Origin of the sequence: Frankia torreyi, assembly GCF_000948395.1 — a bacterium.
GTDB lineage: Bacteria > Actinomycetota > Actinomycetes > Frankiales > Frankiaceae > Frankia > Frankia torreyi.
In genome coordinates this window covers 1-25,717 of the sequence record NZ_JYFN01000081.1, presented here as the reverse complement: position 1 = coordinate 25,717, position 25,717 = coordinate 1, and the positions used below count along the sequence as shown (strand labels likewise).

At 71.1% G+C, this 25,717-nt stretch carries 17 protein-coding genes and 5 pseudogenes; 8 read left to right on the top strand and 14 right to left on the bottom strand.

Going from position 1 to position 25,717, the window contains the following annotated elements; translation table 11 throughout:
- Positions 1–419 precede the first annotated feature (419 nt).
- Both FF36_RS28465 and FF36_RS28460 read right to left on the bottom strand, forming a co-directional pair.
- A complete protein-coding gene (locus FF36_RS28465; protein WP_242422958.1) occupies positions 420–1,862 on the bottom strand; it encodes a recombinase family protein in 1,443 nt (480 codons plus the stop codon).
- A gap of 88 nt (positions 1,863–1,950) precedes the next feature.
- Positions 1,951–2,271 (bottom strand): annotated as a pseudogene (locus FF36_RS28460) (SAM-dependent methyltransferase); the annotation flags it as partial.
- A gap of 288 nt (positions 2,272–2,559) precedes the next feature.
- Between FF36_RS28460 and FF36_RS39445 the strand changes: the two are divergent.
- The 6 genes and pseudogenes from FF36_RS39445 to FF36_RS28440 all read left to right on the top strand — a co-directional run bounded on the left by FF36_RS39445 (position 2,560) and on the right by FF36_RS28440 (position 8,133).
- Positions 2,560–4,071: an NERD domain-containing protein gene (locus tag FF36_RS39445; protein WP_242419805.1), complete on the top strand. Its 1,512-nt coding sequence runs from the start codon at positions 2,560–2,562 to the stop codon at positions 4,069–4,071.
- Positions 3,968–5,017: pseudogene (locus tag FF36_RS39440) on the top strand (protein kinase domain-containing protein); the annotation flags it as partial. The gene FF36_RS39445 and the pseudogene FF36_RS39440, both read left to right, overlap by 104 nt.
- A 1,252-nt stretch (positions 5,018–6,269) precedes the next feature.
- A complete protein-coding gene (locus FF36_RS39435) occupies positions 6,270–7,157 on the top strand; it encodes a hypothetical protein (protein WP_242419807.1) in 888 nt (295 codons plus the stop codon).
- 321 nt (positions 7,158–7,478) lie between these two features.
- Positions 7,479–7,677 (top strand): annotated as a pseudogene (locus FF36_RS39430) (nucleotidyltransferase family protein); the annotation flags it as partial.
- A gap of 1 nt (position 7,678) precedes the next feature.
- Positions 7,679–7,790 (top strand): annotated as a pseudogene (locus FF36_RS39425) (nucleotidyltransferase family protein); the annotation flags it as partial.
- The gene (locus tag FF36_RS28440; RefSeq protein ID WP_044888285.1) at positions 7,780–8,133 is read left to right on the top strand and encodes a HepT-like ribonuclease domain-containing protein; all 354 of its coding nucleotides are present in this window, start codon (positions 7,780–7,782) and stop codon (positions 8,131–8,133) included. The pseudogene FF36_RS39425 and the gene FF36_RS28440, both read left to right, overlap by 11 nt.
- Before the next feature lie 45 nt (positions 8,134–8,178).
- Here FF36_RS28440 and FF36_RS28435 read toward each other — a convergent pair whose 3' ends face one another.
- The 6 genes and pseudogenes from FF36_RS28435 to FF36_RS36195 form a co-directional block, all read right to left on the bottom strand.
- Positions 8,179–8,913: a Fic family protein gene (locus tag FF36_RS28435; RefSeq protein WP_052681546.1), complete on the bottom strand. Its 735-nt coding sequence runs from the start codon at positions 8,911–8,913 to the stop codon at positions 8,179–8,181.
- A complete protein-coding gene (locus FF36_RS28430; RefSeq protein ID WP_044888284.1) occupies positions 8,910–9,116 on the bottom strand; it encodes an AbrB/MazE/SpoVT family DNA-binding domain-containing protein in 207 nt (68 codons plus the stop codon). Before FF36_RS28430 ends, FF36_RS28435 begins: the two co-directional genes overlap by 4 nt.
- Before the next feature lie 227 nt (positions 9,117–9,343).
- Positions 9,344–9,490: pseudogene (locus FF36_RS39420) on the bottom strand (helix-turn-helix domain-containing protein); the annotation flags it as partial.
- A 1-nt stretch (position 9,491) separates the two neighbouring features.
- Positions 9,492–10,096 (bottom strand): AraC family transcriptional regulator (locus tag FF36_RS28425; RefSeq protein WP_242422959.1); only part of this gene is annotated, 605 nt, incomplete at its 3' end.
- A gap of 47 nt (positions 10,097–10,143) precedes the next feature.
- The gene (locus tag FF36_RS28420) at positions 10,144–10,446 is read right to left on the bottom strand and encodes a putative quinol monooxygenase (RefSeq protein WP_044888282.1); all 303 of its coding nucleotides are present in this window, start codon (positions 10,444–10,446) and stop codon (positions 10,144–10,146) included.
- A 150-nt stretch (positions 10,447–10,596) separates the two neighbouring features.
- On the bottom strand, positions 10,597–12,024 hold the full coding sequence (locus FF36_RS36195; RefSeq protein WP_242422957.1) for a toll/interleukin-1 receptor domain-containing protein: 1,428 nt from the start codon (positions 12,022–12,024) through the stop codon (positions 10,597–10,599).
- Between the two features lie 271 nt (positions 12,025–12,295).
- On the opposite strand from FF36_RS36195, the gene FF36_RS28410 reads away from it, so the two are divergent.
- Positions 12,296–12,988, top strand: coding sequence for a type 1 glutamine amidotransferase domain-containing protein (locus FF36_RS28410; RefSeq protein ID WP_044888281.1), 693 nt, complete (start codon positions 12,296–12,298; stop codon positions 12,986–12,988).
- A 61-nt stretch (positions 12,989–13,049) separates the two neighbouring features.
- On the opposite strand, the gene FF36_RS28405 is transcribed toward FF36_RS28410, so the two are convergent.
- From FF36_RS28405 to FF36_RS28380, 5 genes are all read right to left on the bottom strand, one after another.
- Entirely contained in the window at positions 13,050–13,829 is a 780-nt protein-coding gene (locus FF36_RS28405) for a hypothetical protein (RefSeq protein WP_128423413.1), read from the bottom strand.
- A gap of 45 nt (positions 13,830–13,874) precedes the next feature.
- Positions 13,875–15,005 (bottom strand): ArsB/NhaD family transporter, encoded by a 1,131-nt coding sequence (locus FF36_RS28400; protein ID WP_242422956.1) that lies wholly within the window; start codon positions 15,003–15,005, stop codon positions 13,875–13,877.
- Between the two features lie 186 nt (positions 15,006–15,191).
- Positions 15,192–21,170, bottom strand: coding sequence for a TIR domain-containing protein (locus FF36_RS28395; RefSeq protein WP_044888278.1), 5,979 nt, complete (start codon positions 21,168–21,170; stop codon positions 15,192–15,194).
- Entirely contained in the window at positions 21,167–22,057 is an 891-nt protein-coding gene (locus tag FF36_RS28390; protein WP_044888277.1) for an inositol monophosphatase family protein, read from the bottom strand. The genes FF36_RS28395 and FF36_RS28390 overlap by 4 nt, the downstream gene beginning before the upstream one ends.
- Positions 22,058–22,838: 781 nt before the next feature.
- The coding region (locus FF36_RS28380) for a hypothetical protein (RefSeq protein WP_206778489.1) at positions 22,839–23,807 on the bottom strand (969 nt) is incomplete at its 3' end.
- Positions 23,808–24,915: 1,108 nt separating this feature from the next.
- Between FF36_RS28380 and FF36_RS34600 the strand changes: the two genes are divergently transcribed.
- A complete protein-coding gene (locus tag FF36_RS34600; RefSeq protein ID WP_044888275.1) occupies positions 24,916–25,389 on the top strand; it encodes a hypothetical protein in 474 nt (157 codons plus the stop codon).
- A gap of 139 nt (positions 25,390–25,528) precedes the next feature.
- On the opposite strand, the gene FF36_RS28370 is transcribed toward FF36_RS34600, so the two are convergent.
- A partial coding sequence (locus FF36_RS28370) for a Rieske 2Fe-2S domain-containing protein (RefSeq protein ID WP_044888274.1) occupies positions 25,529–25,717 on the bottom strand: 189 nt, incomplete at its 5' end.

Genomic DNA, 25,717 nt, shown 5'->3' with positions numbered 1-25,717 from the left:
CGGCGAGCGGGGAGGCGGTGCCGGCGGCCCTCGGCGAGGCAACCGACGCGGGGTGGCGCGAGCGGATATTGCCGCCGCGATATCCCGACGCGATCTCCGGACACACATAGATAAGTGCCGCTGTCGCTAACGCCTGACCCCGCTAGCGACAGCGGCACCTATAGCGGCCCACGAAAATCAGCCGGAAAGGAGACTCGCGGTGCCCCCCGCTCCGGCCGCCAGCGATGACCCCACCCCATCGCCACGGCCATCCGACCCCACCTCGGGGGATGATATTCCGGACGCTCTTAGCGACCTTGATCCCCTCCCGCACGGTGAGATTGTCGTGATTCTCGCGGCCGATTTTAGGCTCCCTAACGTGCTCAGGCACTTGGAGGCGGGAAAGATCGTGCTCGTCATTCCTGCCCCCCGCGAGCCACCTAGCGGCGCGTAGGGGAGGCTGAAACCCCGTTCCGTGCGCCGCTTTCCCAGCGGAAGCACAATCCGTTGCCAAGGTCGACAATTCCGTCCACCCCGCTCGTGTCCGTGAATCCCGTACCGATCTGGATTCCCCACGTTCCGCCATGCTTAGAGAGCGTCAGCCCCCACGAGTTTTCGATAGCGCTGACCATTCCCCGCTTGGCGTCGGTGTCGCCAGTCGTCCACATGTGGCTAACCGTCTGCCCGGTCTCCGCGTAGTCGTACACGTCGGGGACAAGCGTGAATTGTTCGATGGCCACCCGAAGAGCCTTGCGCGTAGCAACCAACGCATCTAGTTCGTCATCGTCTTCCGTTACGGACAGCCGACTTTGGATCTTGGCAAATTCTGCCCGCATCTCGTCTAGTTCGTGAGCATTACCCGCCACGCGCTGAAATGCGAGAATAGGTGTCGTGTCGTTGATAAGCATGGAATTAATGACGTCGATCATGGGCAGGGCGTCGCAGCCCTTGAATTCACCGCACGCCTTGCGTTGCTTGGCGTGGCCACCACAGCGAAGCCTAGGAGTGCGCGGGTTGCCGGACTTTGCGAGACCGGCGTTAACGTAAAGCCTCCCGCCGCACTGGGGGCATTCCAAGACGCCGCTAATCCAGTTGACGGCCTGTGCCACGGGACGGCCACCCTTATTCACTCTGGCATCCGTCATGTTCGCGGCGAGCACGTTGTTAGCGCGCCACCACAGCGGGCTTTCGACCACAGGGGCAACCTCATGCGCCCATGTCTCGGTTACGCCTTCATGCGTGTACCGGCATTCCTCAACCCCCGTGTGATTCGCGGCAAAACGCACAAGGTTCTTAATCGATGCCGCATACAGGTCGTAGAGGCGAGCGATGGACAACAGGGATTCGCCGTTGGCGACACGCTCGTAAATGTCCCTGACGGATTCCGAGTCAGCACAGTATGCTTGCTTCGCGTAGCGTTCCCCTTTAGCCGCCCAAAATGCCGGCAGTGGGCCGTGATGCGCATTGTTCGCGATAATCATGGAGATGCCGCGATATGTGGTTTGCTTTACCGTCTTGGACTTCTCGGCATTCGCGTGCTGAGCGACAAGGGTGACGATACGGCCGGCAAAATCTGTCTTGCCGAACTGAGGCTCAGCAATCGAGATGATGTCGCCGCCCGCCGAACGAATACCGAGCAGGATTTCCGCTTGCGCGTCCAAATCGTCGCGACGGTCAAGGCGCGATGATTCGGTAACCAAAAGAGTCGTGTACTCCCTGCGCTGAATATCAGCGATTGCCTCACGCAAGGCCGGTTCCTGCGCTCCGTGACTGGCAGAGTACCCGTGAAGCTTAAACCACTTTACTATCGTGATTCCGCGCTGAGTGGACTCCTCGGTGAGGATCTTGACCTGTGATATCTCGTCTTGGCTACCCGTGGACACCCTGACGAATCCGGCGCCTAGCTCTCCCACTGTCCCACCCTCGCTGTCGGTGCGGGTCACGGCCCTCTACACCGTGCACACTACCCGGCACCATAGGATCGTTGTCGGCGTAGACGACCCGGGCGTCCGGCGCGATGCCCTGGGCGGCCTCGTGCAGGTTCGGGCTGGTGGGGATGCCGGTGCCGATGTCGAGGAACTGGCGGATCCCGGCCTGCGCGGCCAGATGACGGGTGGTTCGGATCATGAATGCCCGGTTCGCCTGAGCGGCGATGCGGGCGTTCGGGAACACGGCCAGGGTCCGCTCGGCGGCATCCCGATCGACCGGGAAGTGGTCCTTGCCTCCGAGGTAGTAGTCGTACATCCGGGCCGAATGCGGCTGGTCGGTCTTCAGGTCGACCGGGTTGCGCATGTCGGCCTTGGTCTTCCACCACGTCCCCGGCGTGCCGTGTGGATCCGTGCTCGTCACCCGCGAACAACTCCCTCACATATCGGAAGATCCTCGCGAATTATCCTAATGTAGTGACCCCTAGGGCTAGGGGCAGGGCTAATGTCACGGGTGGCGACATAGCGGGCGCGGCAGCCGGGGGCGGGGCCGCGGACACGGCGGGGNGACGGGGNGCGCGATGGGCAGGGCCGGTGGGAGACGGTCACGCCGTCGCAGTTCCCGCATGAGCGGGAGGCGCTGTAGCACGTCCGGTTGCTGCTGCCGGACGCCGAGCCGTACCGCGCCTGGTCGAACTTCACCTTCACCGCGACCACCGGGCACATCCGCGAGGTCGACCTGCTGGTCGTCGCCCGCGGCGGCGTCTACCTCATCGAGATCAAGAGCCTGGTCGGCCGGCTGACCGCGGCCGGGTCGAACTGGACCCAGCACCGCGACTCGGGCAACACCCGGATCTTCGACAACCCGCTGCACCTGGCGAACCAGAAGTCCAAGGAGCTGCGGTCCCTGCTGGAGAACGCCGGCCGCGCGAGCAGAACGAAGATCCCGTTCATCCAGCCGGCGGTCTTCCTGTCGAACCCGACCCTGCGGGTCGAGCTCCCCGACCACCAGCTTCACTGGGTCTTCGGCCCCGAGCGCGGCGCCCCGGGCGGCGCCGCCGAGAGGAACGCCGACGGGGCTGGCAGGGGCGGTAGCGGCGGTAGGGGCGGCGTGGCGCTGCCGTCGATCTGGTCGGGTCTGCTGGACGCGCCGCTGCGCGACGAGCGGCAGCGGATCACCCCTGCGCTGTCGAAGGCCCTGGCCACGCTGCTGGCGACGGTCGGGATCGCCCGCAGCCGGCGTCACCAGCAGGTCGGCTCCTGGCAGCTGGAGTTTCCGGCGTTCGACTCCGGTCCGACCTGGCAGGACCACCACGCCGCCCATGCCCAGGTCGCCTCCGAGCGACGCCGGGTGCGGATCTACCTCGTCGAACGGGCCACCGGGGAGGCCGAGCGGGCGAACCGGGAGGCGGTCGCCCGCCGCGAGTTCCTGGTCCTGCACGGGATCGACCATCCGGGGATCGTCCAGGTCGACGGGTTGGAAAGCCACGAGGCGGGCCCGGCGCTGATCTTCCGCCATCGGCCGGACGAGATGCGCCTGGACCACTATCTCGACCGCTTCGGTGACCGCCTCGACGCCGGCACTCGGCTGCGCATGATCCGCCAGCTGGCCGAGGCGGTCGCCTACGCACACGGCCGGCATCTCTACCACCGGGCGCTGGCCGCCCGCAGCGTCCTGGTCGTGCCGTCCGGCGGCCGGGGCTGGCTCGCGCCCAACCTGATGATCAGCGACTGGCAGGCGGCGGCCCGCGACGCCGGCTCGGGCACCGGGGCGCTGACAAACGCGATGACGACGACGTCGCGCGAACTGGCGGTGGAGCCCGCGGGCCCGGTTCCTGCCGCATCTGGAACTGGCCGCCGCCGGCTACCTGGCGCCCGAGATCGGCGCCCCCAACCCGGATCCGGTCGGCATCGACGTGTTCGGCCTGGGCGCGCTGGCCTACCTGATCCTCACCGGGCAGCCACCCGCGGACAGCCCGAACGCGCTGAAGGCGAGGCTGGAGCAGGCGGGGGGCCTGCACCCGGCGGAGGTCGTCGACTCGCTGTCCGAAGCGGCGAACGACGTGGTGGCGCAGGCGACCTGCCCGCTGCCCGACAACCGCTATTCCAGCGTCGGCGAGCTGCTCGACTGGCTGCTGCTCGCCGAGGAGGAGCTCACCCCGCCTGACGTCCCCGCGGCCACCCCTGCGGCGGACCCGGCCGTGGCGGAGCGGGATGAACCGGTTGCCGAGGCGGACCCGTTGGAGGCCCAGCACGGCGACCTGGTCGGCGGCGAGTGGCGGATCAGGGAGCGTCTCGGTACCGGTTCGACGAGCCGCGCCTTCCTGGCCCGCAACGAGAAGACCAACCGCGACGAGGTTCTCAAGGTCGCCCTGTCCGACGAGCGGGCGGGGCGCCTGGCACATGAGGCGTCCGTGCTGGGCCGGCTCAACGACTCCCGGGTGATCCGCCTGGCCCGCCCGGACACGCTGGTCATCGGCGGGCGCGCGGTGCTCGTCCTCGACCATGCCGGCGAGCAGACCGTGGCCCGCAAGCTGCGCGAGGGCCGGCTCTCCGTCGACGAGCTGGAGACCTACAGCGACTACCTGTTCGGCGCGGTCGACTACCTCGACGGCGAGGGCGTCGCCCACCGCGACCTGAAGCCGGACAACATCGTCATCCGCCGTTGGCCGAACCGCACCTACCAGCTGGTCCTCATCGACTTCTCGCTGGCCAACATCTCGGTCCACGACACCGCCGCCGGCACGCCCCGCTACCTGGACCCGTTCCTCGGCGCCGGCACCCGCACCACCTACGACGACCACGCCGAGCGTTACGCCCTGGCCGTCACCCTGCACGAGATGGCCTCCGGTGAGCTGCCGCTGTGGGGCGACGGATCCGCCGGGGAGCGGTTCACCGAGGGCCCACCGACGGTCGCCACCGAGGCGTTCGACCCGGCGATCCGCGCCGGGCTGGCCGCCTTCTTCCCGCGCGCACTCCACCGGGACGCGGCGCGGCGGTTCGCGTCGCTGAAGGACATGCGCGACGCCTGGCAGGCCGTCTTCCGCGCCGCCGACTCCACCCCGCCGACCCCGAGCGTCCACCCGGCGACCGACGCCCAGCCCGTGCCGGTCNCCCCGTCCCGCGACCTGGCCGCCGCGGCGGCGGGCGCCGACACGCCGCTGGAGGCCGCAGGCCTGTCGCCCCGGGCGGTCTCGGCGGCGCACCGGCTGAACGCGACGACCGTCGGCGCGCTGCTGGCGCTGGGCTCCAAGGAGATCATCAGTCTGCCGGGCACCGGCGCGAAGACCCGCCAGGAGCTGCAGTCCCGAATCCGGCAGTGGCGCCGCGCCCTCGCCGCGCCCCCGGCCAGCACCGGCACTGGCACCAGCACCGGCACGCCGGTCCAGCCGACACCCGCCGGGCAGCAGCCCGCCGACACGCCGCCGGCCGTGACGACGGCTACGGCAGCGGGAGCGGCAGCGGGAGCGGCAGCGGGAGCGGCCAGGGCCGTGGACTACGCCCGGATACCGGTCGAGGGCCTCGCCGACCGGCTGCTCCCCCGGGCCCTGTCCGGTGGGCGTAACGCCACCGAACGCGAGGCCGCCCGACTGCTGCTCGGCCTGCCCGACGCCGCCGGCATGCTGCCGGACGTGGCGCTGTGGGCGCCGCAGCAGCAGGTCGCCGGGCGGGTCGGGGTGACGCCGGGCCGGATCGCGCAGGTGCTGACCGCGCGACGCCGGGCCTGGCACGCCGACGACGCGGTCCGCTCGGTGCGCGACGAGATGGTCGACATCCTCGCCGCCGCGGTCCGGGCCGCCCTCGAAACCGTCGACCTCGACTCCGAGCCCCGCCTGGCCCGTCGCAGGTTCTACGAGCGGACCCTGGTCGCGCTGGAGGCCACCGAGGACGACGGCCCGCTCACCCCGGCCGCGCCCGCGCTGTTCGCGTACGCGATCGCCCTGGGCCGGGCCGCGGACCGGCTCGCCCGCGCCGAGGAACTGCCCGCCCCGGCGACCGTGCTGCGGGAGCTGGCCGCGGTCCGTGCCGCGCCGGCCGTCGGCGCTGCTGCCGTCGACACCGACGGCGAGGGCCTGGCGGACGGCGGCGCCGGATCCGCCGGAGTCGGGGCCGCCGACGAGCTGGCCGGGCTGCCCCCGCTGGACCAGCAGCGCCTCGTCCGGCTGGCCGCCGCCTCGCGTACCGCCGCGACCAACGCCCGCCTGGAGATCTACCCGCGCGATCTGGATCTCGTCCGGGCGCTGCGCCTCGCCCAGGCCGGCGTGCTGCCTCCCCTCCCGGCCGCGGGGCCGCCGCGGCTCGGCGAGCCGGAGCCGGGGCCGGGCGAGCGGCCCGACCGGCCGTTGCTGGACGTCGCGACCATCCGTGAACGGGTGCAGAACCGTTTTCCGGGCCTCACCACCGAGCTGCCGGCGCATCCGGCGCGACGGCCCGCTGGCCGCCGCCGGGTTCGTCCTTGAATGGAACCCGGCCCGTGACGGCTACGTGCCGCCGCACGGTCTGCTCTCCTCCGCCGGGCTCGGCTCGCGGGCGACGCCGGTCGTCCGCCAGGCCACCGATCTGGGCAGCCGGCCGGCGCGCACGGTGTTCGACAGTCCGGACCGGGCGGCCGCGGCCCTCGCCGAGCAGCGGCTCACCGCCGCCGCCGAGGCCGGCGGCTTCCGGGCCCTCACCGTCCGGCGCAACCACTACCTGGCCGCCCGCGCGGAACTGACCCGGCCGCACCGGTTCGCCGCCGAGCCGGTCGACGTCGCCGCCGTGTTCCTCGACGCGCTGCACGCCGAGGTCGACCCGCGGCCCAGACCGACCTGGGCAACGATCCTGCGCGCCGACGCCGCCGCGCCGGGCAGCCGCGCGGCCGCCAACCTCGCCGAGTACGTCCGCACCGCCTGGGAACGCGCCGCACCGCAGCTCACCGCACTGGTCGACGCCTCCCCCGGCCACGCCGAGCCGGGCCACGCCGAGCCCGGCGGCCGGCCGGCGCCGCTGTTGCTGCACGACGCCGGTGTGTTCGGCCGCTACGACGACCGCGGCCTCGACGTGCTGTTCACCCTCGCCGAACGGGCCCGCGCCAGCGGCCGGCCGGTCTGGGTGCTCTGCCCGACGACCGAGCCGACCCGCCCGCCCCGCCTCGACGGCGCCCTCGTCCAACTCGTCACCGAAAGCGAATGGGTGGCCCTGCCCGACGCCTGGGTCACCAACCGCCACCGCGCCGCCGACGAGAACACCGGCGTCGCCGGCATGGCGTCGTGATCACGGCTACGTCACGGCGCGGCGGGTTGCCTCGTCGGCGAGCGAGACCGCGAGGAGACGGGGCAGGGCGGCCGTGTCCTGGGTGCCGGCCGAAGCCTGGCGCGGGCGACGGTCAGGCCGCCCCAGCTCCTCCAGGTCGACAACGTCCCCAGCCCCGGCCGGCCCGGCGGTGGCCTCGTAGTGCCGCGACCGATCGTTTGGCTGGCCCCGGCTGGGCGACACTGCGACGATACGAGGCCTACGGCGCGGGCGAAGCCGTGTCGATACCCAGATCTGGGCGATGCGGCGGCCGGACGGGCCCAATCGCAGAGGGGGGTTGGCATGCATCCGTTGATCGAGGCGAGACGAGCGGAGATCCAGGCTCTGTGTCGAGGGCTCGGGATTCGGCGTCTTGACGTGTTCGGTTCCGCCGTCGAGAACTCCTTCGACGTCGACACCAGTGATGTCGACGTGCTGGTCGAGTTCGACGACGCTCGCACGGGGTTCGACTACTTCGGCACCTACTTCGCCCTGAAGGAAGNGCTGGAGCGGCTGTTGGGCCGTGCTGTCGATGTTGTCAGTGTCACGAGCATCCGTAACCCGTATTTCCGCGAACGGGTCATGCAGACCAAGCAGTTGTTGTATGCAGCGTGATCCGCGGAAGTATCTCTGGGACGCTGCGAACGCGGCCGAACTCGCTCGCGACTTCGCCCAAGGCAGATCATTTGATGATTATTTGTCGAATGCGATGCTCCGTGCGGCGGTCGAGCGCGAGTTCGAGATCATTGGCGAGGCATTGAACCAACTGTCCCGGGTTGCGCCGGAGATCGCCGCCGCGATCCCTGAGCTGCCTCGAATCGTTGCATTCCGGAATATATTGATCCACGGCTATGCCACCGTGGACGATGCGCTGGTCTGGCAGGTGTTGACGGAGAAGCTTCCGGAACTGGAAAGGGTGATCCGAGGCATACTCGACACGACCACCCGGCCACACTGAGGTTGCGGTTTCGCCAGTGGGGAGTCCTGGCCGTGGGTCCGGCGATTATGTCGCGGAGCGGCGGGTTGCCTCGTCGGCGAGTGAGACCGCGAGCAGACGGGTCAGGGCGGCCGTGTCCTGGGTGTCGAGCATGGTGATGTAGGCGGGTCGCTGGGTGACCTGGATGATGGCGGGAAACCCGAATCTGCGGATGGTCTGCCAGGCGATGATCGTCCGGCCGGTGCGGCCGTTGCCGTCGGCGAACGGGTGGATGCGTTCGAACGCGATGTGCGCGCCGGCGATGGCCTCGAGCAGGGCCTCGTTGTCCAGGTTGGCGGTCTGCCACTCGGTCTGGTCAGCCCACTGGCGCATGAGTTCCGGAACGCTTGCGGGCGGTGCGGGCTGCCAGGACGCGCCGGTGACGATATTGCTGGCGGTCTTGTACTCGCCATTACTGGCGGTCTTGTACTCGCCGTGCTCGTGGGTCAGGTGGTCCATCAGCGCGGCGTGCAGATCCCGGACGAGGCTGGTGGTCAGGGGTTCGCCGTCGGCGACGGCGCTCAGGATGCGGGCGAGCGCCTGGTAGTGGTTGGCGACCTCGTACAGTTCGCGCACCGGCGTGCCGGCCACGGGCACCCGTTCGTCGACCAGCAGGGTGATCGTGTCGGCCAGGGTGAGGATGTTGCCCTCGATGGCCGCGGAGTGGTGCGCCAGGCGCACGAGCACATCCTCGGCGTACTGCGCCGAGAAGACCCCGGTGCGGGCCACCTCGGCCAGGAACTCCCGCCGAGTCCAGGTCACGGCCGAGTCCGGGCCGCGTTGATCACGGCCATCAGGTCGGGCAGGGAGGCATCCTCGTACCGGCTCACGGCGCGGGCCTCCAGTACCCCGGCGCGAACGGTCACCTCGACCGTGTCTCCAGGGCCGATCCCCAGAGCGCGCAGCTCGGCCGGGCTGATGGTGATGCCCGCCGAGTTCCCGATCGTGACGACCTTCTTCCGCATACGAACACAGTAAGCCCGCGTACGAACTCGCCCCGCACGGTTCATCGGCCCTGTTCACCCGCCGTCCCGGCCGGCGAGCACGGCGCCGACAGGGTTGTCCCGGCCGCGTCAGCGCTCCCCCGGCCCGCCCGCTCTCGACGGCGCCCTCGTCCGCCGCCCCCTCCCGTGGCAGGCCCGGTGCGTGGTCCGGTGCGTGGACAGGGGTGCGGGGTCCGGTGTGGGTCCGGTCAGGGCCGGAAGCTGGCCCGGTACTCCGTGGGTGTGCGGCCGGTCAGGTCACGGAAGGCGGCGTTGAACGCTGACAGTGAGGCGTAGCCGGTCGTGAACGCAATGGTGGTCACGGGGGTGTCGTCCGCGGCGAGTTCCTCGATTGCNCGCAGCACCCGCAGGCGGCGCAGGACCGCCCGCCAGGTCATGCCGGCCTCGGCCTCGAAGCGCCGGGCGAGCGATCGTGGCGTGAGGCCTACCTCGCCCGCCAGGTCCTCGAAGCGGAGCTCGCCACCGAGTCGCTGCTCGGTGAGCTGCAGGGCTCGGCGTAGTTCCGGTGATCGTCCCGCCGGCACGACGACCGGGCTCGGTTGTTCGGCGAGCCGCCAGGTCACCGCGGCGAGCGCGGCGAACAGGGTTTCGGCGTACGCCGCCAGGGGTTCGTCGCTCTCGCCCCAGGCCGCGCACTCGGTCAACAGTGCCCGTGCCAGCGGGCTGAGGTCGAACACGGTCAACGGTGCCGGCGGGGGCGGCGTGAAGGCGGTGTCGAACAGCACCGATGCGGTCGTGACCGGCCGCGGGATGCTCACCCGGATCAGCCGCTCCGCCTCGATCAGTGCGGCCCGGGCCGGCGGCAACACCCACACCTGACCCTGCACCTCCAGCCGCAGCGCGCCGGCGGAGGCGCAGAGGAGGTAGTGGCGGTCGACGCAGAGATCGCGGTCGGGCTCCGGTGGGAGCGTCCGGACGAAGCTGTACGCCTGGCGGGTCATCGACGTGCCTCGCACGGGCCGATCGTAGGAGCTGGCCGCGGCATCGGTCAGGCGACCGACTCCAGCAGTTCGGCGTGGAAGCGCCGGCTCACCGGCGCCCCGTTCATGATCGGCCGAAGCGCGGCGCCGGAGCGGGAGAAGGCGTCCGACGCGAGGTAGCCGGCGAACGACGCCTGATCTTCCCACTCGTGAACGACGGTGATCCGGGTGCCGTTCTCGCGCGACGCGTACACCCGGAAGGCGATGTTGCCCGCCATGGCGCGGACCTGGTCCCGCTCCCCGTCGAGCTGGGCGAGAGCGGCCGGTCGGTCGGCGACAGCCGTGTCGAAGTCGAGGATGGCGATGAACACGAGAGACCTCCGGTGTCGGGCGGCGAACGCCACGGATGGAACACCCCGATCCTCGAGCAGCTCCAGCCCGGGCCGCCTCGCTCAGTCGGACACGTTCACGCTGCCATCGGACAAGCACACGGCGAGCCCCGCTTCCGGGCGCTTCTCCCCTCAGGCGCAGGTGGAAACCCTGACGGGGCCGGTCTGCCCACCTGACTTCACGTTTCCCGTGCCGTCGTCATAGGCGGACGCGGCGTACACGTCATACACGTCGCAGGTGGTACGTACAAAAGTCACGCTACCCGGCTCGTGGATGGTCTTTGTGTTGGCGTCGCAGACTGCGAATCTGCATTCTGGGTGGGTGGTGCTGACCGCAGCGACGTAGTAGGTGTTCGCCGGACCGCCCGATCCCGGCGCTCCGACGACCACGACGACGTTCGTCGACTCGACATACGCCCTCACAACGGGCGCTCCCGGCGGTCCGGCGTCGACCGGTGGCTGCGCCGGCTGCGGGGTCGGCCCCGCCGAGGCCGGGAGCACCGACGCGCCGGTGGTGCCGATCGGCGTCGGCGGTCTCGGGATGGGACCGGTGGCCCCGGCGGGCGCCTCGCCGACGGGAGCGGTCGAGCTGCTGCTTGCCGGATCTGGTGACGTCGTGATCTGCGAGGTCGGGGTGGACGAGACCCGGCCCCCGCTGGGAGCAGGCGCGGCGGGATCCTTCGAGGCGTCCCTCAGCCCGCCCAGCCCGCCCAGCATCGGACCGGCGGTGAGAGCGCCGACGAGTGCGACCGCGAGCACCGTGACGACGACCGGCCACAACCACCTCACCGGCTTCCTTCTCGGTGCGACCGGCCCCGCCGTCGACGGCGGGCGTCGCGCGTCGGCGGAACTGATCGCCGCCGCGTTCGGGGGACCCGGAAAGGCGGGCAGGTCACCCCGGGTCAGGGCGGGCGGCGCGATACCACTGGAGATCACTTCTGGCGCACGGGCCGCGGGGCTCACCGGAAACCCCGGGTCGGATCCCGGTTTCGCGCGCCCGACCTGCAGCACACGGACCAGCTCCAGGAGTCGTGTTCTGGCCTCGTCCTGGCCGAGATCGAACAGGTCGAGTGACACGATGCCGCCCAACAGGCCCGGCTGATCGCACTGTTCGATCCGCACGGGGATCAGGCGCCGATGGAACCCGTGCGGGTCCGCGCGGTGGGCAAGCTGCCACTGCGCCTGCCCGTAGACGGAGCCGAGATAGGCACGAGAAAGAACCGCGATAGTCCGCTCCGAATAGCGGACTCCGTTCTCCATCTCTGCCATCCAATGGCTTCCCGGAATAAAGTCCCAGCCCTGGATGAGAATTCTGCAGCCGGCTTCCTCGAGTTCCCAGGCCATCCACTCGGCCCAGGTCGAGTCGGCCATCGCGTACGAGATGAAGAAATCCCACCGGGCTTCACCGGGCCCTGCTGTGGAGTCCATGGATTCGCGCTTCCCCCCGCGCCCGATCATGCCCCTCCACCATATCGCCCGCGCGGCGGCGAACCCCCACGCGGGCATCTGCGCACCGGCGCGGGATACCGCCCGCAGCGTCGGCAGGTTGTCCGCGTCCATCCCCGGAACCGCGCCGCCACCCGCCGACTCCCTCGCTCGACAGCGAGCATGCGATCACATAGAGTGAAGGAGATGTACTCGGCGCGATGCAGGGCCGTGCGGAACGTTCGAACCGTCCGCCGCCTGGGGATGGGAAGGGGCATTCCCATATTCGGCGGCGAGCAGCCGGCGGTGAGTGACGTGATTGCACCCTCCTGCACCGGACTGCACCAATTCGCCCACACCGTCCGGGACCTCAAGGCCGGCGCGGTCCTGACGGAAGGGGAGCGGAATGACGACGGTCCTGATGGTGCTGACTTCGCACAACAGGCTGGGTGACACCGGACGCAGGACGGGCTTCTGGCTCGAGGAGCTGGCCGCGCCGTACTACCGGTTCCGCGACGCCGGCTGGGCCGTCACGCTGGCGTCGCCCAGGGGCGGGCGCCCGCCCCTGGACCCGAAGAGCAACGAGCCGGACTTCCAGACGGACCAGACCCGCCGGTTCGCCGCCGACCCCGCCGCGGAGGCTCAACTGGACACGACGGCGCGCCTCGACGCGGTGTCCGCCGACGACGTCGACACGGTCTTCTTTCCCGGTGGGCACGGCCCGATGTGGGACCTGGCCGAGGACCCGGCGTCGATCAGGCTGATCGAACAGGTCCACCAGTCGGGCAGGCCCCTCGCGCTCGTGTGCCACGCGCCGGGCGCCCTGCGGCATGCCAAGGCGCCGGACGGCACCCCCCTGGTGGCCGGACGGCGGGTCACCGGCTTCACCGACAGCGAGGAGGAGGCCATGGGCCTGACGAAGGTCGTGCCTTTCCTCGTCGAGGACGAGCTCATCGCCAAGGGCGCCGACTTCTCGAAGGCCGCGGACTGGAAGCCGTACGTGGTGACCGACGGGCTGCTCGTCACCGGCCAGAACCCGGCGTCCTCGGGCCCAGCCGCCGACGAGCTGATCTCGCTGGTCGACGGAACCAGGGCGTAGGCGCGCCTACGGCGGCGGAACCGAAGGAACAAAAGCCGCCGCCGACACAACCGATTCATCCTCACCGAGACCGCGTAAACAGCCAGTGACTACCGGTTCCGACGCGGCCACGCGGGCCGGTGAGGGGGACGACGTCGTACGGCGCCGTGCAGGTGCCCCAGGCGCTCATGCCGTAGACGGCCAACCGATCGAACGTGCCGCGCGCGGTGCTCGCCGCGGGGAGGGACGCCAGCTCCACCGCCGGTTCGGCGCGTTCGGGCCAGGCGAGGGTGATGTGCGGCCGGAAATGATCATCTGTGTCATCGGTGATCTCGTCGTACCCGTAGGTCAGGAGCTGGCGCCGCCTGGCGGCGCCAGTGGCGCCGTGGTCGCCGAGCACCCCGGCCAGGGGTGTTCCCGCGGGATCGAACTCGCGCTGCCGGCCGCGCCGCAGTGGCTCGAACGCCGCCACGACCCGGCGCTGCAGATCGAACCAGGCGGGCGAACGCTCGAAGTAGAGCTCTGGAGCGCCGTGCGGATTGTGCGCGTACTCGCTGCCGACGGCCGCCACCGGCGCGGCGGCACCGGCCACCTCGTGCAGGGTGCGCAGCGCCGCGGGCAGGTCCGCCGCGGTGGCCGCGAACATGAAGATCGAGACATGAGGTGCGCAGACGCCGGGGCCGCCGTCCGGATCAGGCCCGTCCAGGAGGAAGTGGGACGGATTGCCGGCCCGCCGCATGTGTTCGGCGAGGAGTCGACTTTCCCGAACGGCGCGTGCCGCAAGACCCGACGGCGGAAGAAGCACGACGTCGAACACCCGGCTCGACCGTGCGTCGAGGGGATCCGGAGAGGACGCTGGCACGGCGGAATCCTGTCGCGGTGGAACGTGCTCGGGCGGCACGGCGGATCAATGGAGCACGACGTCGGTCACGACGACGATCGCCAAGCCGACGAGTAGGGCCGGCGTTCCAACCCGGACACCCGTTTTCGTGTACTCCCAGGGACTCACTTGAACCTCCAGACGGGCCGCGGTACTGCGCCACAGCAGGCCGGCGAGCGCCCCGTGCAGAACGAGTACCGGACCGAAGTTCACTCCAAACAGGAGCGGCCAGATGTGCTCCGATCCCGACTGCAGTCCGGGCAGGCTGATGAGCAGTGCGGGCAGATTGTTGATCGTGTCTGCCGCCACAATAGCAAACAGCGCGGTCCGCAGTTGGGTGACCCAGCCCTGGCCGGCGAAGATGTTTTCCAGTCCCAGATGTGGTGCCGCGGTGGTGGCCACAAGCCCGAGCCCGGTGGCGAGGCCGGCGGCACTCCAGGGGATGTCCCCCAGGTGGAGATCCCGCGTCATGGCCACCAGCACGATGTCAGCGATCAGTGCGACGATCCACGCCTTGACCCCGAGCGCATCGCCGACGGTGAAGCCGAGGATCACGAAGACCACGACCGGAAGGCCCTGGTAGAGCGCCCGCCGGTCCACCGGCTCGCGGACCGGCGGTACGGCGGCCGCCGCCGCGGGCAGGCGTCGGTAACCGAGCCAGCCCACGACGACGGCCGCGAGCGACGCCGGGCCGAGATGGACGAGAAAATCCTCGATCCCGAGGTCGAGAGTGTCCGCGGCGATAAGGTTCGTCAGGTTCGAGATGGGCAGCGCGCTTGACGCGAGGCAGGCCAGCAGGACCGGCTGGAACGCGATCAATCCGGCATCGAGGCCATTTCTTCGAGCGAGTCGGATATACAGCGGGGTGAGCAGCACCACCGACGCGTCGAGGTTCAGGAAGGTCGTCACCGCGGCGGCCATTATCCACAATCCCCGGCGCGGATCCCGGCCCCGGTCCATCAACGACGCGGCCGCTTCGAAGAAGCCGATCCGATCGAGCATCACCGCGAGCGGAACCGCGAGCAGAAGGAAGGCCAGTGGCGCCATGAGCGGCCGCAGCGCGTCCCATCCCGCGCCGACGGTGAGCTCCCCAGAAAGGAGCAGAACGGCCGCTACGAATGCAGGCACCAACCAGTTGGGTAGCCGGGGCGCGAACACCCCGAGGACGGCGACCGCGAGCAGGGAGACTTGCAATACCGCCACACCTCAACCCTATCGGGGCCTCCGCGCCGGCCCCCGAGTACGAGGCGTGGCCTGCGGCCGGCTCCCGCCCCCGTACCCGAGGACACCATCCCGACCCGGTCGATGGCGACCAGTGCCCTGTCGGCGTCGACGGCCGGCCGCTCAGAACGGTTCGTCGAGCGTGAGGCGCCGTACATCGCCCAGGTGTCCATCCAGCTCCCCGATCTCGAACCGCGACATCCCGATCACGTGCCAGATCTGCCCGGCCACGTCACCGGCGAGCTTGTACCGCCCGTCGGGCGCGAGGGCGGCCCATCCCGAGGGGACCCCGACCAGGGTGAGAGTCGGTGCCCGGACCTCGCCGTCGAGGTCGGAGACGTCCCACAGGCGGGTGGTGCCGTCATCACCGCAGCTCGCCAGCAGCCGGCCGTCGCACGCGACGTCGATCGACCAGATCCGCCTGGTGTGGCCCTCGAGCGCCGCGATCTGCTCGCCGGACGACGGATCCCACAGCCTGATGACCAGGTCGTCGCCCGCGGTGGCGAGGAACCGGCCGTCCGGGCTGAACGCCGCCGTCCACAGCCGGGCCGTCCCGGGCCGGAGCACCTGCCGGCAGGCACCGGTGGCGACGTCCCAGATCCGCGCGGTCCCGTCGTTGCTGGCGCTGGCCAGGTGGCGTCCGTCCCGGCTGAAACGGACCGCGTAGACCCGGTCCGTGTGCCCGGCGAGGACCAGGCATGACCCGTGGGCCGCCCCCGTCGCGGCGGCCAGCCGCGGCGACGGGTCGTCCGTCAGCTGCCACAGCCGCACCAGCCGATCGTCGCAGCCGGTCGCCAGGATCCGTCGGTCCGGGCTGAAGGCCAGCGAGCGGACCCGCCCCCGGTGATCGGGGATGCCCAGGAGCTGCCGGCCCGTCGTGCGGAACCAGAGCTGGACGGAGTCGTCGTCATTGGCGGTCGCGAGGATCTCCCCGGCCGGATCGAGAACCTCCGCCCAGACGTGCTCGGTCTCCACCCGCAGCTCGCGCTCGTAGACGCCGATGTCCGCGCCGCCGACGTCCGCCATCGGCGATGTCTGCCCACTGTCCGCCGACGCGCCGCCCGGATCCCCGCCACCCGGATCCCCGCCGGCCCGACCCGCTCGCCGCGCCCGAAGCGCCTCGGCGACGGGTCGGAGATTCCAGACGTGCACCGTTCCCGCGTTGCTGCTGCCGACGATGCGGTCGTCGACCGGGCTGAACGTGGCGGAGATCATCTGGTCGGAGATCCCGCCGAGCTGGCCCAGCCGACGGCCGGTGCGGGGGTCCCACAGCCGCACGAGCCCGTCGCGGCCGCAGACCGCGACCAGCCGGCCGTCCGCGCTGAAGCGGACGGCGGTGAGGCTGCGGCCGTGCCCGGTCACCGTCGTGTGACAGGTGCCGGTCCGCGTCTCCCAGATCCGCGCCGTCCCGTCGTTGCTGGCAGTCACCAGTCGTTGGCTGTCCGGGCGGAACGCCGCCGGCCACACCGAGCCGCGGTGCCCGGCGAGCGTGTGCAGCGGGGCGTCGGTCGCGGTGCTGGTGAGCCGCAGGATTCCGTCGCTGTCACCGGAACTGAGGAGCGTGCTGTCGGGGCTGAAGGCGACCCGGTAGACGGCACCGGTGTGCCGGGCCACGACGCGTCCCTCACCCGTCGCGAGGGTCCACACCCGCACCACGCCCCCGGTGTCGCCGCTGGCGAGCTCGGTGCCGTTCGGCCGGTAGTCGATGGTGTACACCGGCCGCTCGTGGCCCCGCAGCAGCCGCCGTAGCCGTCCCGACCCCACGTCCCACAACCGGATGTCCCCGGCCTCGTCGGCGGTCGCGAGCTCCGTGCCGTCGGGGTGGAACACCAGCCGGAACAGGCTGCCGGAATGGCCGGCGAGCACCTGGACCAGCGACCCCGTGCGCGGATCCCACAGCCGGGCGGTCCCCGTGCTGTCGCCGGTCGCGAGCAGCGGCCGACTCGGGTGGAAGGCTGCGGTCCAGACCCGTTCCCCGTGACCCGGCAGCGTGTGCCGTAGCTCGCGGGAGAACACGTCCCAGACCCGCACGTCGCCACCGCGGTCACCGGTGGCCAGCAGCGTGCCGTCCGGGCTCAGCGTGATGGGCCAGATCCAGCCCTGGTGCCCGCGCAGCTCACCCATCGGCTCGCCGGTGAGGGCATCCCACAGACGGACGGTGCAGTCCGTCGACACCGTCACGATGTGGCTGTCGGTCGCCAGAACGGCGTGCACCCGGCCGTGGTGCCCCTGCAGTGTCCGCAGCGGAAGTCCGTCGGCGTCGCAGACCAGCGCACCGCCGTCCTCGCCGGCGATCACCATGATCGAGCCGTCCGGGCTGTAGCTGACCGGGGCGGGAATCCGACCGGTCTCGAAACCGAAGTTGACGCTCACTGCGGGTGGGGCGAGCCCGAACTCGACCAGCCCACCCGGCATCACCGCGCCACCGGAGGCGCGCGCCACGGCCGTCAGCTCGGGTGCCGCGGCCGCGTTGATCACCAGGGCGCGTCGCCACCGGCTCCGGTCGAACCGCACGTCCCGCAGGTCCGCGCCGAGCAGGCGGGCGCCGGTGAGGTCCGCGCCGGTGAGGTCCGCGCCGCGCAGCTTCGCCCCGTCCAGGCAGGCGCCGGCCAGCGTGGCGTCGCGCAGGATCGCCCCCGTGAGGTCGGCGCCGACGAGGCGGGTGTCGGCGAGGTCGGCGCCGGTGAAGTCGACGTCGCGCATCTCCCGGTGCGACAGGTCCTCGCCGCGCAGCGAGGTGCCCCGCAGGTCGCCGCGCACCGGGGTGCGCAGCCGCACGTTGATCTTCACGGCGTTCGCCCGTGCCGTCTCGGGCAACGCGGGGTCGTCCAGCACCGTCGCCGCCCAGTCCCGCAGCTCCCGCGAATCGGCGAGGTCGCAGAGGAACTCCACCGTCAGCGCGGACAGCGCCCGGCGCGCCAGCAACGCGGTGGCGCCCGGCGCGCCGGCCGACAGCCGCTCGGCGATCCAGTTGGCGACCAGCCACTCCGCCACGGACGAGTGGATGAAGCCGAACAGCCCGTCGTCCGAGCGGACCAGCAGGCTGCCCGCGCCGAGCGCGTGCTCGCTCTGGGCGGGCGACGGGCCTTCCTCGGTCATCCCGGCGAGGGTCTGGCTGACCTCGCGCAGGTCGGCCAGGCGCAGCCGTTCCTCGTCGGCGGTCCAGAGCCGCTGTGCCAGGGTGGTCACCGCTGTCCACATGTCGTCCAGCGTCAGCCCGACCGGGGAGCCGATGACGCCCTGGGTACGGTTGACCTCGAAGGCGAGCCAGTTGTCGAGGATCTCCCGGTACAACTGCGCGGCACTGATCGTGTCGTGGGCCGTGGCGACCCGGGTGAGCCGCTCGGCGGGCAGATCCGCGATGAAGGTCAGCATGCGGGGGTTACGGGACAGCCCGATCAGGTCCCGGATACCGTTGATGAGCCGCAGCCGGGTGTCCGCGGCGGCCTCGTCCCGGTAGCGGTTGCGCAGGTACTCGCGGATCTGGGCGGAGCCGAAGTCCTCGATGGTGAGGACACGGCGGCGGGGAAGCAGCCCGACGCGCTGACCCAACCCGGTCAGCACCTGCTCGTCGCTGCGGAAGTGGTGGGTCCGGCTCGCGACGATGACCTTCGCGTCGCCCTCCGTGGCTTCGAGGATCGCCGTGAGGTGCTCGGTGGCACGCTCGTAGGTGACCCGGCTCGCCAGCTCGTCGAAGCCGTCGAACAGCAGCACGAGCCGACCCTCGCGCAGCATGTACCGGAAGGCCCGCAGGTCCGCCAGGCTCTGGTCGTGGTTGGCCAGGTGGGCCGCGACAAGGCCGTCGACCGAGTGCGCCTTGTCCAGGGCGCGGAGCTCGATGAGGATCGGGGTCAGGTGCGGCAGCTCCGCCGGGATGCGCCGGGCGACCTCGCGCAGCGCGAAGGTCTTGCCCCGCCCGAAGTCCCCCAGCACGAGGACGAACCGGCCCTCCTCCTCGGCGACCAGCCGCATCAGCTCGTCGCTGAGACCCTCACGCACGGTGCGGACCGCACCGACCATCTCGCGGAAGCGCTGCGGGACGTACAGCGAGGGGGGATAGCGTCGGTCGACGGTGATCTCGGCTGTCTGCCGGGCGACGAACTCCCGCAGATCGAGCAGCCCCTGGAACTCCAGGAAGCTCCGCAACCGGATCCCCCGGCTGCGGGCCGCGGCGCGCAGCCCGGCCGAGGGCGTGACGGCCGAGACCAGCTCGGCCCCACCATCGAGATCCAGGGCCCGCACGGTGGTCGCGAACCGTTCGAGATCGGCATGGGTCACCTCGCCGGCCTGCGCGCCGATGCGCGCCACGGAGGTCAGTCCGTCGCCCCGGCGGGTGACGACCAGGTGCGGTACCTCCCCGCCTACCCGCCGGATCCGGGCCTGCTGGTCGCTGACCTGGCAGACCTCCGCGACCTGCTCGAGCAGCTCCCGATCGGGGTCCGGCGCGGCCGCCTCGCGGGGATCGTCACCGGGTGCGTCCTGGCCAGCCCCGTCGTCGGCGTCGGGGTCGGCGTTGGCGTTGGCGTTGGCGCGGACGATCCCGGCCGGGTGTGCCGGCGCCGCGGCGAAGGTCGCGCCCGCGTCGGCCCAGCGGTGTGGCCGCCACGTGCCCGTGTCGCCGCCGTCCCCGGGCGTCCGCCAGTGCCGCAGGCCGTCCGGCTGGACCTGTAGGAGCTGGAAGTCCTCCCGCGGCGGCGTGACGATGATCGGGGTGCGGCCGGGCGCGACGTCGCCGCGGCCGGTGATGAGCAGGTTGAGCCGGGAACCCAGCGTCTCCCGCACGACCTGGGTGTCGCGGATCGCGTCGGCGCGGGCGACCGACGGCGCGGCAAGCGCGTGGTGCGCGACCCCGATCCGCAGCCAGCCGTCCCGCTCGAACAGCGCGAGCCGGCGGGCCAGGGAGGCGGCCTGCTCCGCACCGACAAGCCCGTGGTCGTCCGCGTCGCGATGGCTCTGCGCGATCGTCGTGTTGATCCCGGCGATCACGACGGCGAGTTCCGGGACCCTCAGCAGGTGCCACGGCTGCGCCGCATCGAAGATCGCGCCGTCCACCTCCTGGTAGAACTCGGCGACCATCCGGCTGTAGTGCCGCCACTTCGGCCAGTACGGCCGGCGCGGTTGCGTGTTGTCCGCCTCGCAGTTCGCGAAGTACGCCGCGCAGGCCGCCCGGGACACGTCGTGGCGACCCGGCACCAGCACGATGCGCCGCGGTTCGAGGTTGACCATCGCCCGCAGGTCACTCACGAAGGCGAGTGCCGCGTCGAACTCCCGGCGGGTGCCGGTCTCGGTGAGGTCACCGGCGATGACCAGCAGGTCGGGGGCCGGCCCGCCGGCGCGGTCGATCGCCGCGAGCTGCCCCCAGATGCGGTCCCGCAGTCGGGCCACGTCGCCGCCGAGGTCGGGGCCGTTCTCGCCGCCGACGTCGGCGCCCGCGGCGGCCCTCGCACCGGCGGTCCCGCGCCGCGCAGCGCGCCCGAACCGGGGCGCGGGCAGGTGCAGGATGGTCACCGCGTCCGCCGATCGCTGCCGGGCCGGGAGCACCGGCGGAAACGGCGGTGGAGTACGGGGGCGCAGGCGCACGGGGGGTGCGACCGCCGCGTTCGCGCCCGGCGCGGGAAGGGCCTCGGTCAGCGGGTACCTCGGCCGGGCCGCGGGCTTCGCCCGGCCGGCGACGGATTCACGCACGCCCGTGAGCAGGAGGTGACGGGCCGCGTTCGGGTCCTGCACCCCGGCGAGGTCGACGTAGGTCACGACCGCGAGGAGCCCGTCGAGCGGGGCGTCGTCCGTCCGGACGGTGATCAGCCTGCTCTTCGGGTCGTCGGGGTCGCCTCGCATCGCGGTCTGCCACTCCAGCATTCCCCACCGTGACGTCAGGTAATGCTGGGACATGACCGCGATGACGACGTGGGCCTCGGTGACCCCGCGGTCCATGAACTCCATGAAGTTGGTGCCGGGGACGAAGTCCCAGGCCTGTACCACCGTCTGGTAGCCGGCCTCCTCGAGCTCCCAGGCGATCCAGCTCGCCCAGCGGACGTCGGTCGGCGAGTAGCTGATGAAGAACGACGGAGCGCCGCGGTCCGGTGCGGCCTCGGCGGCGGTCACCGCCGCGGATCCGGAATGCGGATGGCCGGCAGCTCCGGCGCCAGCTTCGCGGCCGTCTCGACGATGCTCATCAGGGTGTCGAGGTGCTCGGGGCGGGCGGCGACGAAGGAGCACGGGGCCGGCCCCGTGCGACCGTCGAAGACCTCCCCGTCGAGGGCCAGCACGGTCACGCCGGACTCCACGGCGAGCAGGTAGCCGGCCGGCAGGTCGATGTCCTCGGCCTGGTAGCCGAGGAATCCGTCGATGTCACCGCGGGCGATCATCGACCAGGACAGCAGCGGTGCCCACAGCGGCAGCACCCGCAGTGCCACGCCGTCGAGCACGTACTTCAGCGCCCGCGCCGCGGGGTTGTGCCGCCCGACGCGGTGACCCTGCGTCCAGGCGACCGTGAGGCCGGGATCGCAGTCGTGTTCCCGGGCCCGGCTCGCCTGGCCGCCGCGGGGCCCACGCATCCCGCCGCCACGCAGCGCGGACCAGGTGCGCTCGGTGACCGGATCGTGGACCACGCCGACCGTGGGGTGCCCGTCGGCGCACAGCGCAATCCCCACCACGTAGTTCGGCATCCCGATCGCGACGTTGTTGGTGCCGTCGAGCGGGTCGACCATCCACTCCCAGCGGCCCGCCGGTCCCGACACGCCGAACTCCTCGCCGCGGATGCGGTGGTGCGGGAAGGAGGCCCGCAGCCGCTCGTAAATGATCTTCTCCGCCTCGCGGTCGAGCACGGTTGCCAGGTCACCGGCTGCTCCCTTGGCCGCGACGGCGAGTTCGCCCCGGGCACGTTCCCGCAGCATCGCCCCGGCGGCTTCGGCCGCCTCGACCGCGACGGCGCGGGCCAGCTCCAGATCCGGTTCGGCACCGCCCGGACCGTGCTTTGACGGACGGCCCATTTCGTTCACATTTCCCCCTCGGCGCTGATGGTGACATATGCGCCGGCAGCAGTGGCCGAGAGCTGTTCGACCAGACCTTCTCCCGACGCGTTCCGTAGATGTCGGGCGGCGCCCCGCGCCAACCACACCGTTTCCGCTGGATCACAGTACCGACGGCGACGCTGATGTGAACCCAGGTCCGGTGGCCCCAGGGACCGGTCCGCGCCACCGGGCCGACTCAGCCCGATGACCAGCGTGCACGCCTCGCCGCCCGGAACGACGGTGCGGTGGAAGACCCCGGACCGGAGATGGTAAAAGTCACGCGTCCCGTTTACCCACATTTCACCCGTCCGCACAGATACCAGGTCGGCGGTGGCGCGGATCTCGTCGACGACCGCGGTGCTGTGTATCTCAAAGATTCGGTACGCTTCGTCGGTGGTCGAATCGGCCAGTTCAAGACACTGATTGTGGACCGCGCCATCGAGAACCAGGCTGTACAGCTCCCAGCTGTGGCAGTGGAACGGCGACGTCGTCAGCCGGGTGGCCGTGGTCGCGGCGGTCCAGACGTGGACGCAGATACCCACCGGACCGCGCAGGAGGGGCAGGCAGGTGAAACCGAGCGGATGGCGCAGGGCCGGCACGGGCGGGCCGCCGGTCAGGCCGTCGAGGGCGGCGAGGTAGTTCTCGACGGTCGCCGAGATCGAACTCCGGACGGCATCTGTCGGGGTTGTCCCGGACGCTCCCGTGGCATTCATGGCGGCCCTCACGCGTACGGGTTGCGGGGGTTGATCGCGCGCCGGANGATGTCCTTTACCTCGTCATCCGAAAAGTCGTTCGGCAGTGGGACGGCGAGGCAGTCGAACAGCGCCCGCGCCTCGTCCGGCCTGGGCTGTGCGCTCAGCGGAGCCTGGTCGGCGAGTTCCATCGGCACCCGGCGGGCCTGGTCGAGGCTCTTGCGCAGCTCGGTCTTCCAGCTGTCGTACTGCCGTCCGCCCCGCAGGACCAGGGTGCTGAACGCGGCCGAGTCGTCCTGCGTGATGATCAGGCTGTGGGAGGCCAGGTCCCAGCGGAACGTCGTCATCACCGAGGACAGGCGCACGTCGATGTCCAGAAGGTTGAACCGCTGCTCGTACCAGGCGGCGGCGAGGACCATGGCATACGCCTCGTTGCGGGCGCGTTCCGGCGTCCACTCCTCACCGGTCCCGTCCGGCCCGGGAGACATGTCATGACGAAACCGGGCGTATCGCTCGCAGACGAGCCGGTCCGTCGGATCGATGATCTCAATGGACATCGCGAGTTCGCGCCTCGCGCGCCGGGCAGCCGCCACACATTCGGGCAGCGTCACAGCCCTGATATAGGTGCCGGTGCCGCCTTTGAACATCCACTCACGGGTGTCCGCCCGGGCCTCGGCGAGGGCTTCGGTCACCTCGACGCCGGAAATGACCCGAACCATCCTCATCTCACCCAGGGATTTGCGGGCCAGCGCAACCGTGCTGCCCATGTCGGTGATGCGCTGGACCCCCTCGGCGAGCGGGGTGAGCACCGCCTCAAGCCGCTGCTGAGTGGCCTCCAGCGTGTTCTCGACCGCCTCCCGGTGGGCGCGGTCGCGCATAATTCCCATGGCCAGCAGGGCGAGGACCAGCAGAATCGAGTTGTTGACCGCCTGGAGGTTGAGCACGTCCACCACACTGAGCACCGCCACGACAAAAGCGATGGCAAGCGAGATAACGCTCTCCGCGTAGCGTGTGAGCCAGCCCCCGAGGCGTCCCATACGGCGAACTTTAGCACCGCGCTCCCGGCTGGAATACCGTCCGAAGACGGTGTCTTCCGGAGATCCGGGCTAGGGCAGAATCGCCCGGTGGCGGAGCTGGCCCGCGGCCTGCCTACGCCGTCGCGGCGTGACCTGCGCTCACCCACACACAGGCGCTCGACATGCAGGCCGCCGTCCGCGCGGCTCCGTCGAGACCGCCGTGGTTCGGCCGCGGAAAAGCGCCGGACCGGGCCCGGACCGCCGTTATCAGCGCGCCGAAAAAGTTGTCGGACCGCAATCCGAATGCGTGATCGTTCGGAGTGGACGTTCGGGTCGGCGGGCGTCGCGACGGCCCTCCGCATAGGCGGCGTCGCGGACCTGTTCGCGTCGGGTGCGTTCGCTTGGACCCGTTCCCCGCCGCCGGCACCCGCCCTCGGCCCCGACGAGGCCCCCGACGCCGATCGGGACGCGGCCACGCCGTCGGATTCCCACGCCGTCGGATTCCCACGCCGATGCTGGTCCGGTGCCGGCCGAGCCGCCTCCGGCGGTTCCGCCGCGGCGGCGGGCGCGCGCACGTGCGGAGCGGGAGCGCGCCGCCGAGCAATCGGGTGCGCCTGATGGCGCACGGTCGCGCTTGTTCGACAAGTTGGCGGGCTTCGGCCGACCATCCGACGAAACGGATACCTCCCCGAACGGTGACGGCGACGGTTCCCCGGACACGCGTTGACGGATCGCCGTGCTTGGCAGGTGACCGGCCCAGCCGGTTACGGGCCGAAGCGGGAATACCCGGTTTCGGCTATCGGTGGCCGTTCGGGTCGGGGCGGCCTGTCGGCGCCCTGGTGCTGGGTGGCGTCGGTGGGCGCGCGGCGGGCGCGAATGGCCTCCGGGTGGTAGGGGCCGTGGTCGCGCATGGCGTCGGTGAGCGCGTCACGGTAAAGAGGTGCGGCGTCGGCGTGCCGGCCGGCCTGGCGGTAGGTGTCGGCGAGGGTGGTCCGGCTGGCGAGGGTGGTCCGGCTGGCGCGGGTGTCGGGATGGTCCGGGCCTCCGTAACCCGTTGCCCTATCTCCAGATGTCAGCCCGGCCGCGTCGGCGGCGGAACCGGGAACCGCATCGATTTAGGAGATCATCGGTGAAACGGACACGAGTTTCGGTCGGCGTTCTCGCCGCGACCGCAGCGGTGGTACTCAGCCTGTTCTCGGCGCCAGCCGCATTGGCTTCCGGCGGCCACGGCGGCGGAGATGGCGGGGGAAGCGGAGATGGCGGGGGCGGCGGGGGTCGCCGGCTCGGCCCCGCGGTCGAGACCAGCGGCGTCGGCTCCCTCGGCAGCCCCTGGACGTTGAAGTCGCAGCACGACGACGACGGTCCCGGTCTGGTCGCGGGCGAGGAGTTCGAGATCACCACTCCGCCCGGTCACGTCTGGTCGGTGACCTTCGCCGACAACGGCGTCAGGTTCTTCCAGCAGGACGTGACGGCGACCGACACCGGCCTGCGGGCGATGAGCAAGGCACCCGACCAGGGCGTCGACCAAATCATGAGTGTGCACGCGGTCGACACCGGCACCCACGAGGTCATCGACGGCTCGGTCGACCTGCCGGCGAACTGACCGGCTCCAGCGCCGCGGCCTGAACACGGCGGCGGTCACCGCCCGATGGTGACCGCCGCCCAGCGCCGGCGCGGCTTCACGGCCAGGCGAGCACCCCGAGGCAGGCGGCGCTCACGTGGGAGCGCTCAGGTGGGGACGCTCAGGTGGGGGTGGGGGGCACGTAGACCTGCACGACGCCGTCGACCTCGCGAACGGTGAGGCTGGGCAGCGGACGCGGCGGGGTGCGGATCTTGTAGTTCACGACCTCGCCGGCCAGTGAGAAGGCCATGCGGTGGCAGGGGCAGTTCAGCCGCTGCTGCGCCGGGTCCAGGGCCAGCCGGCAGCCCTG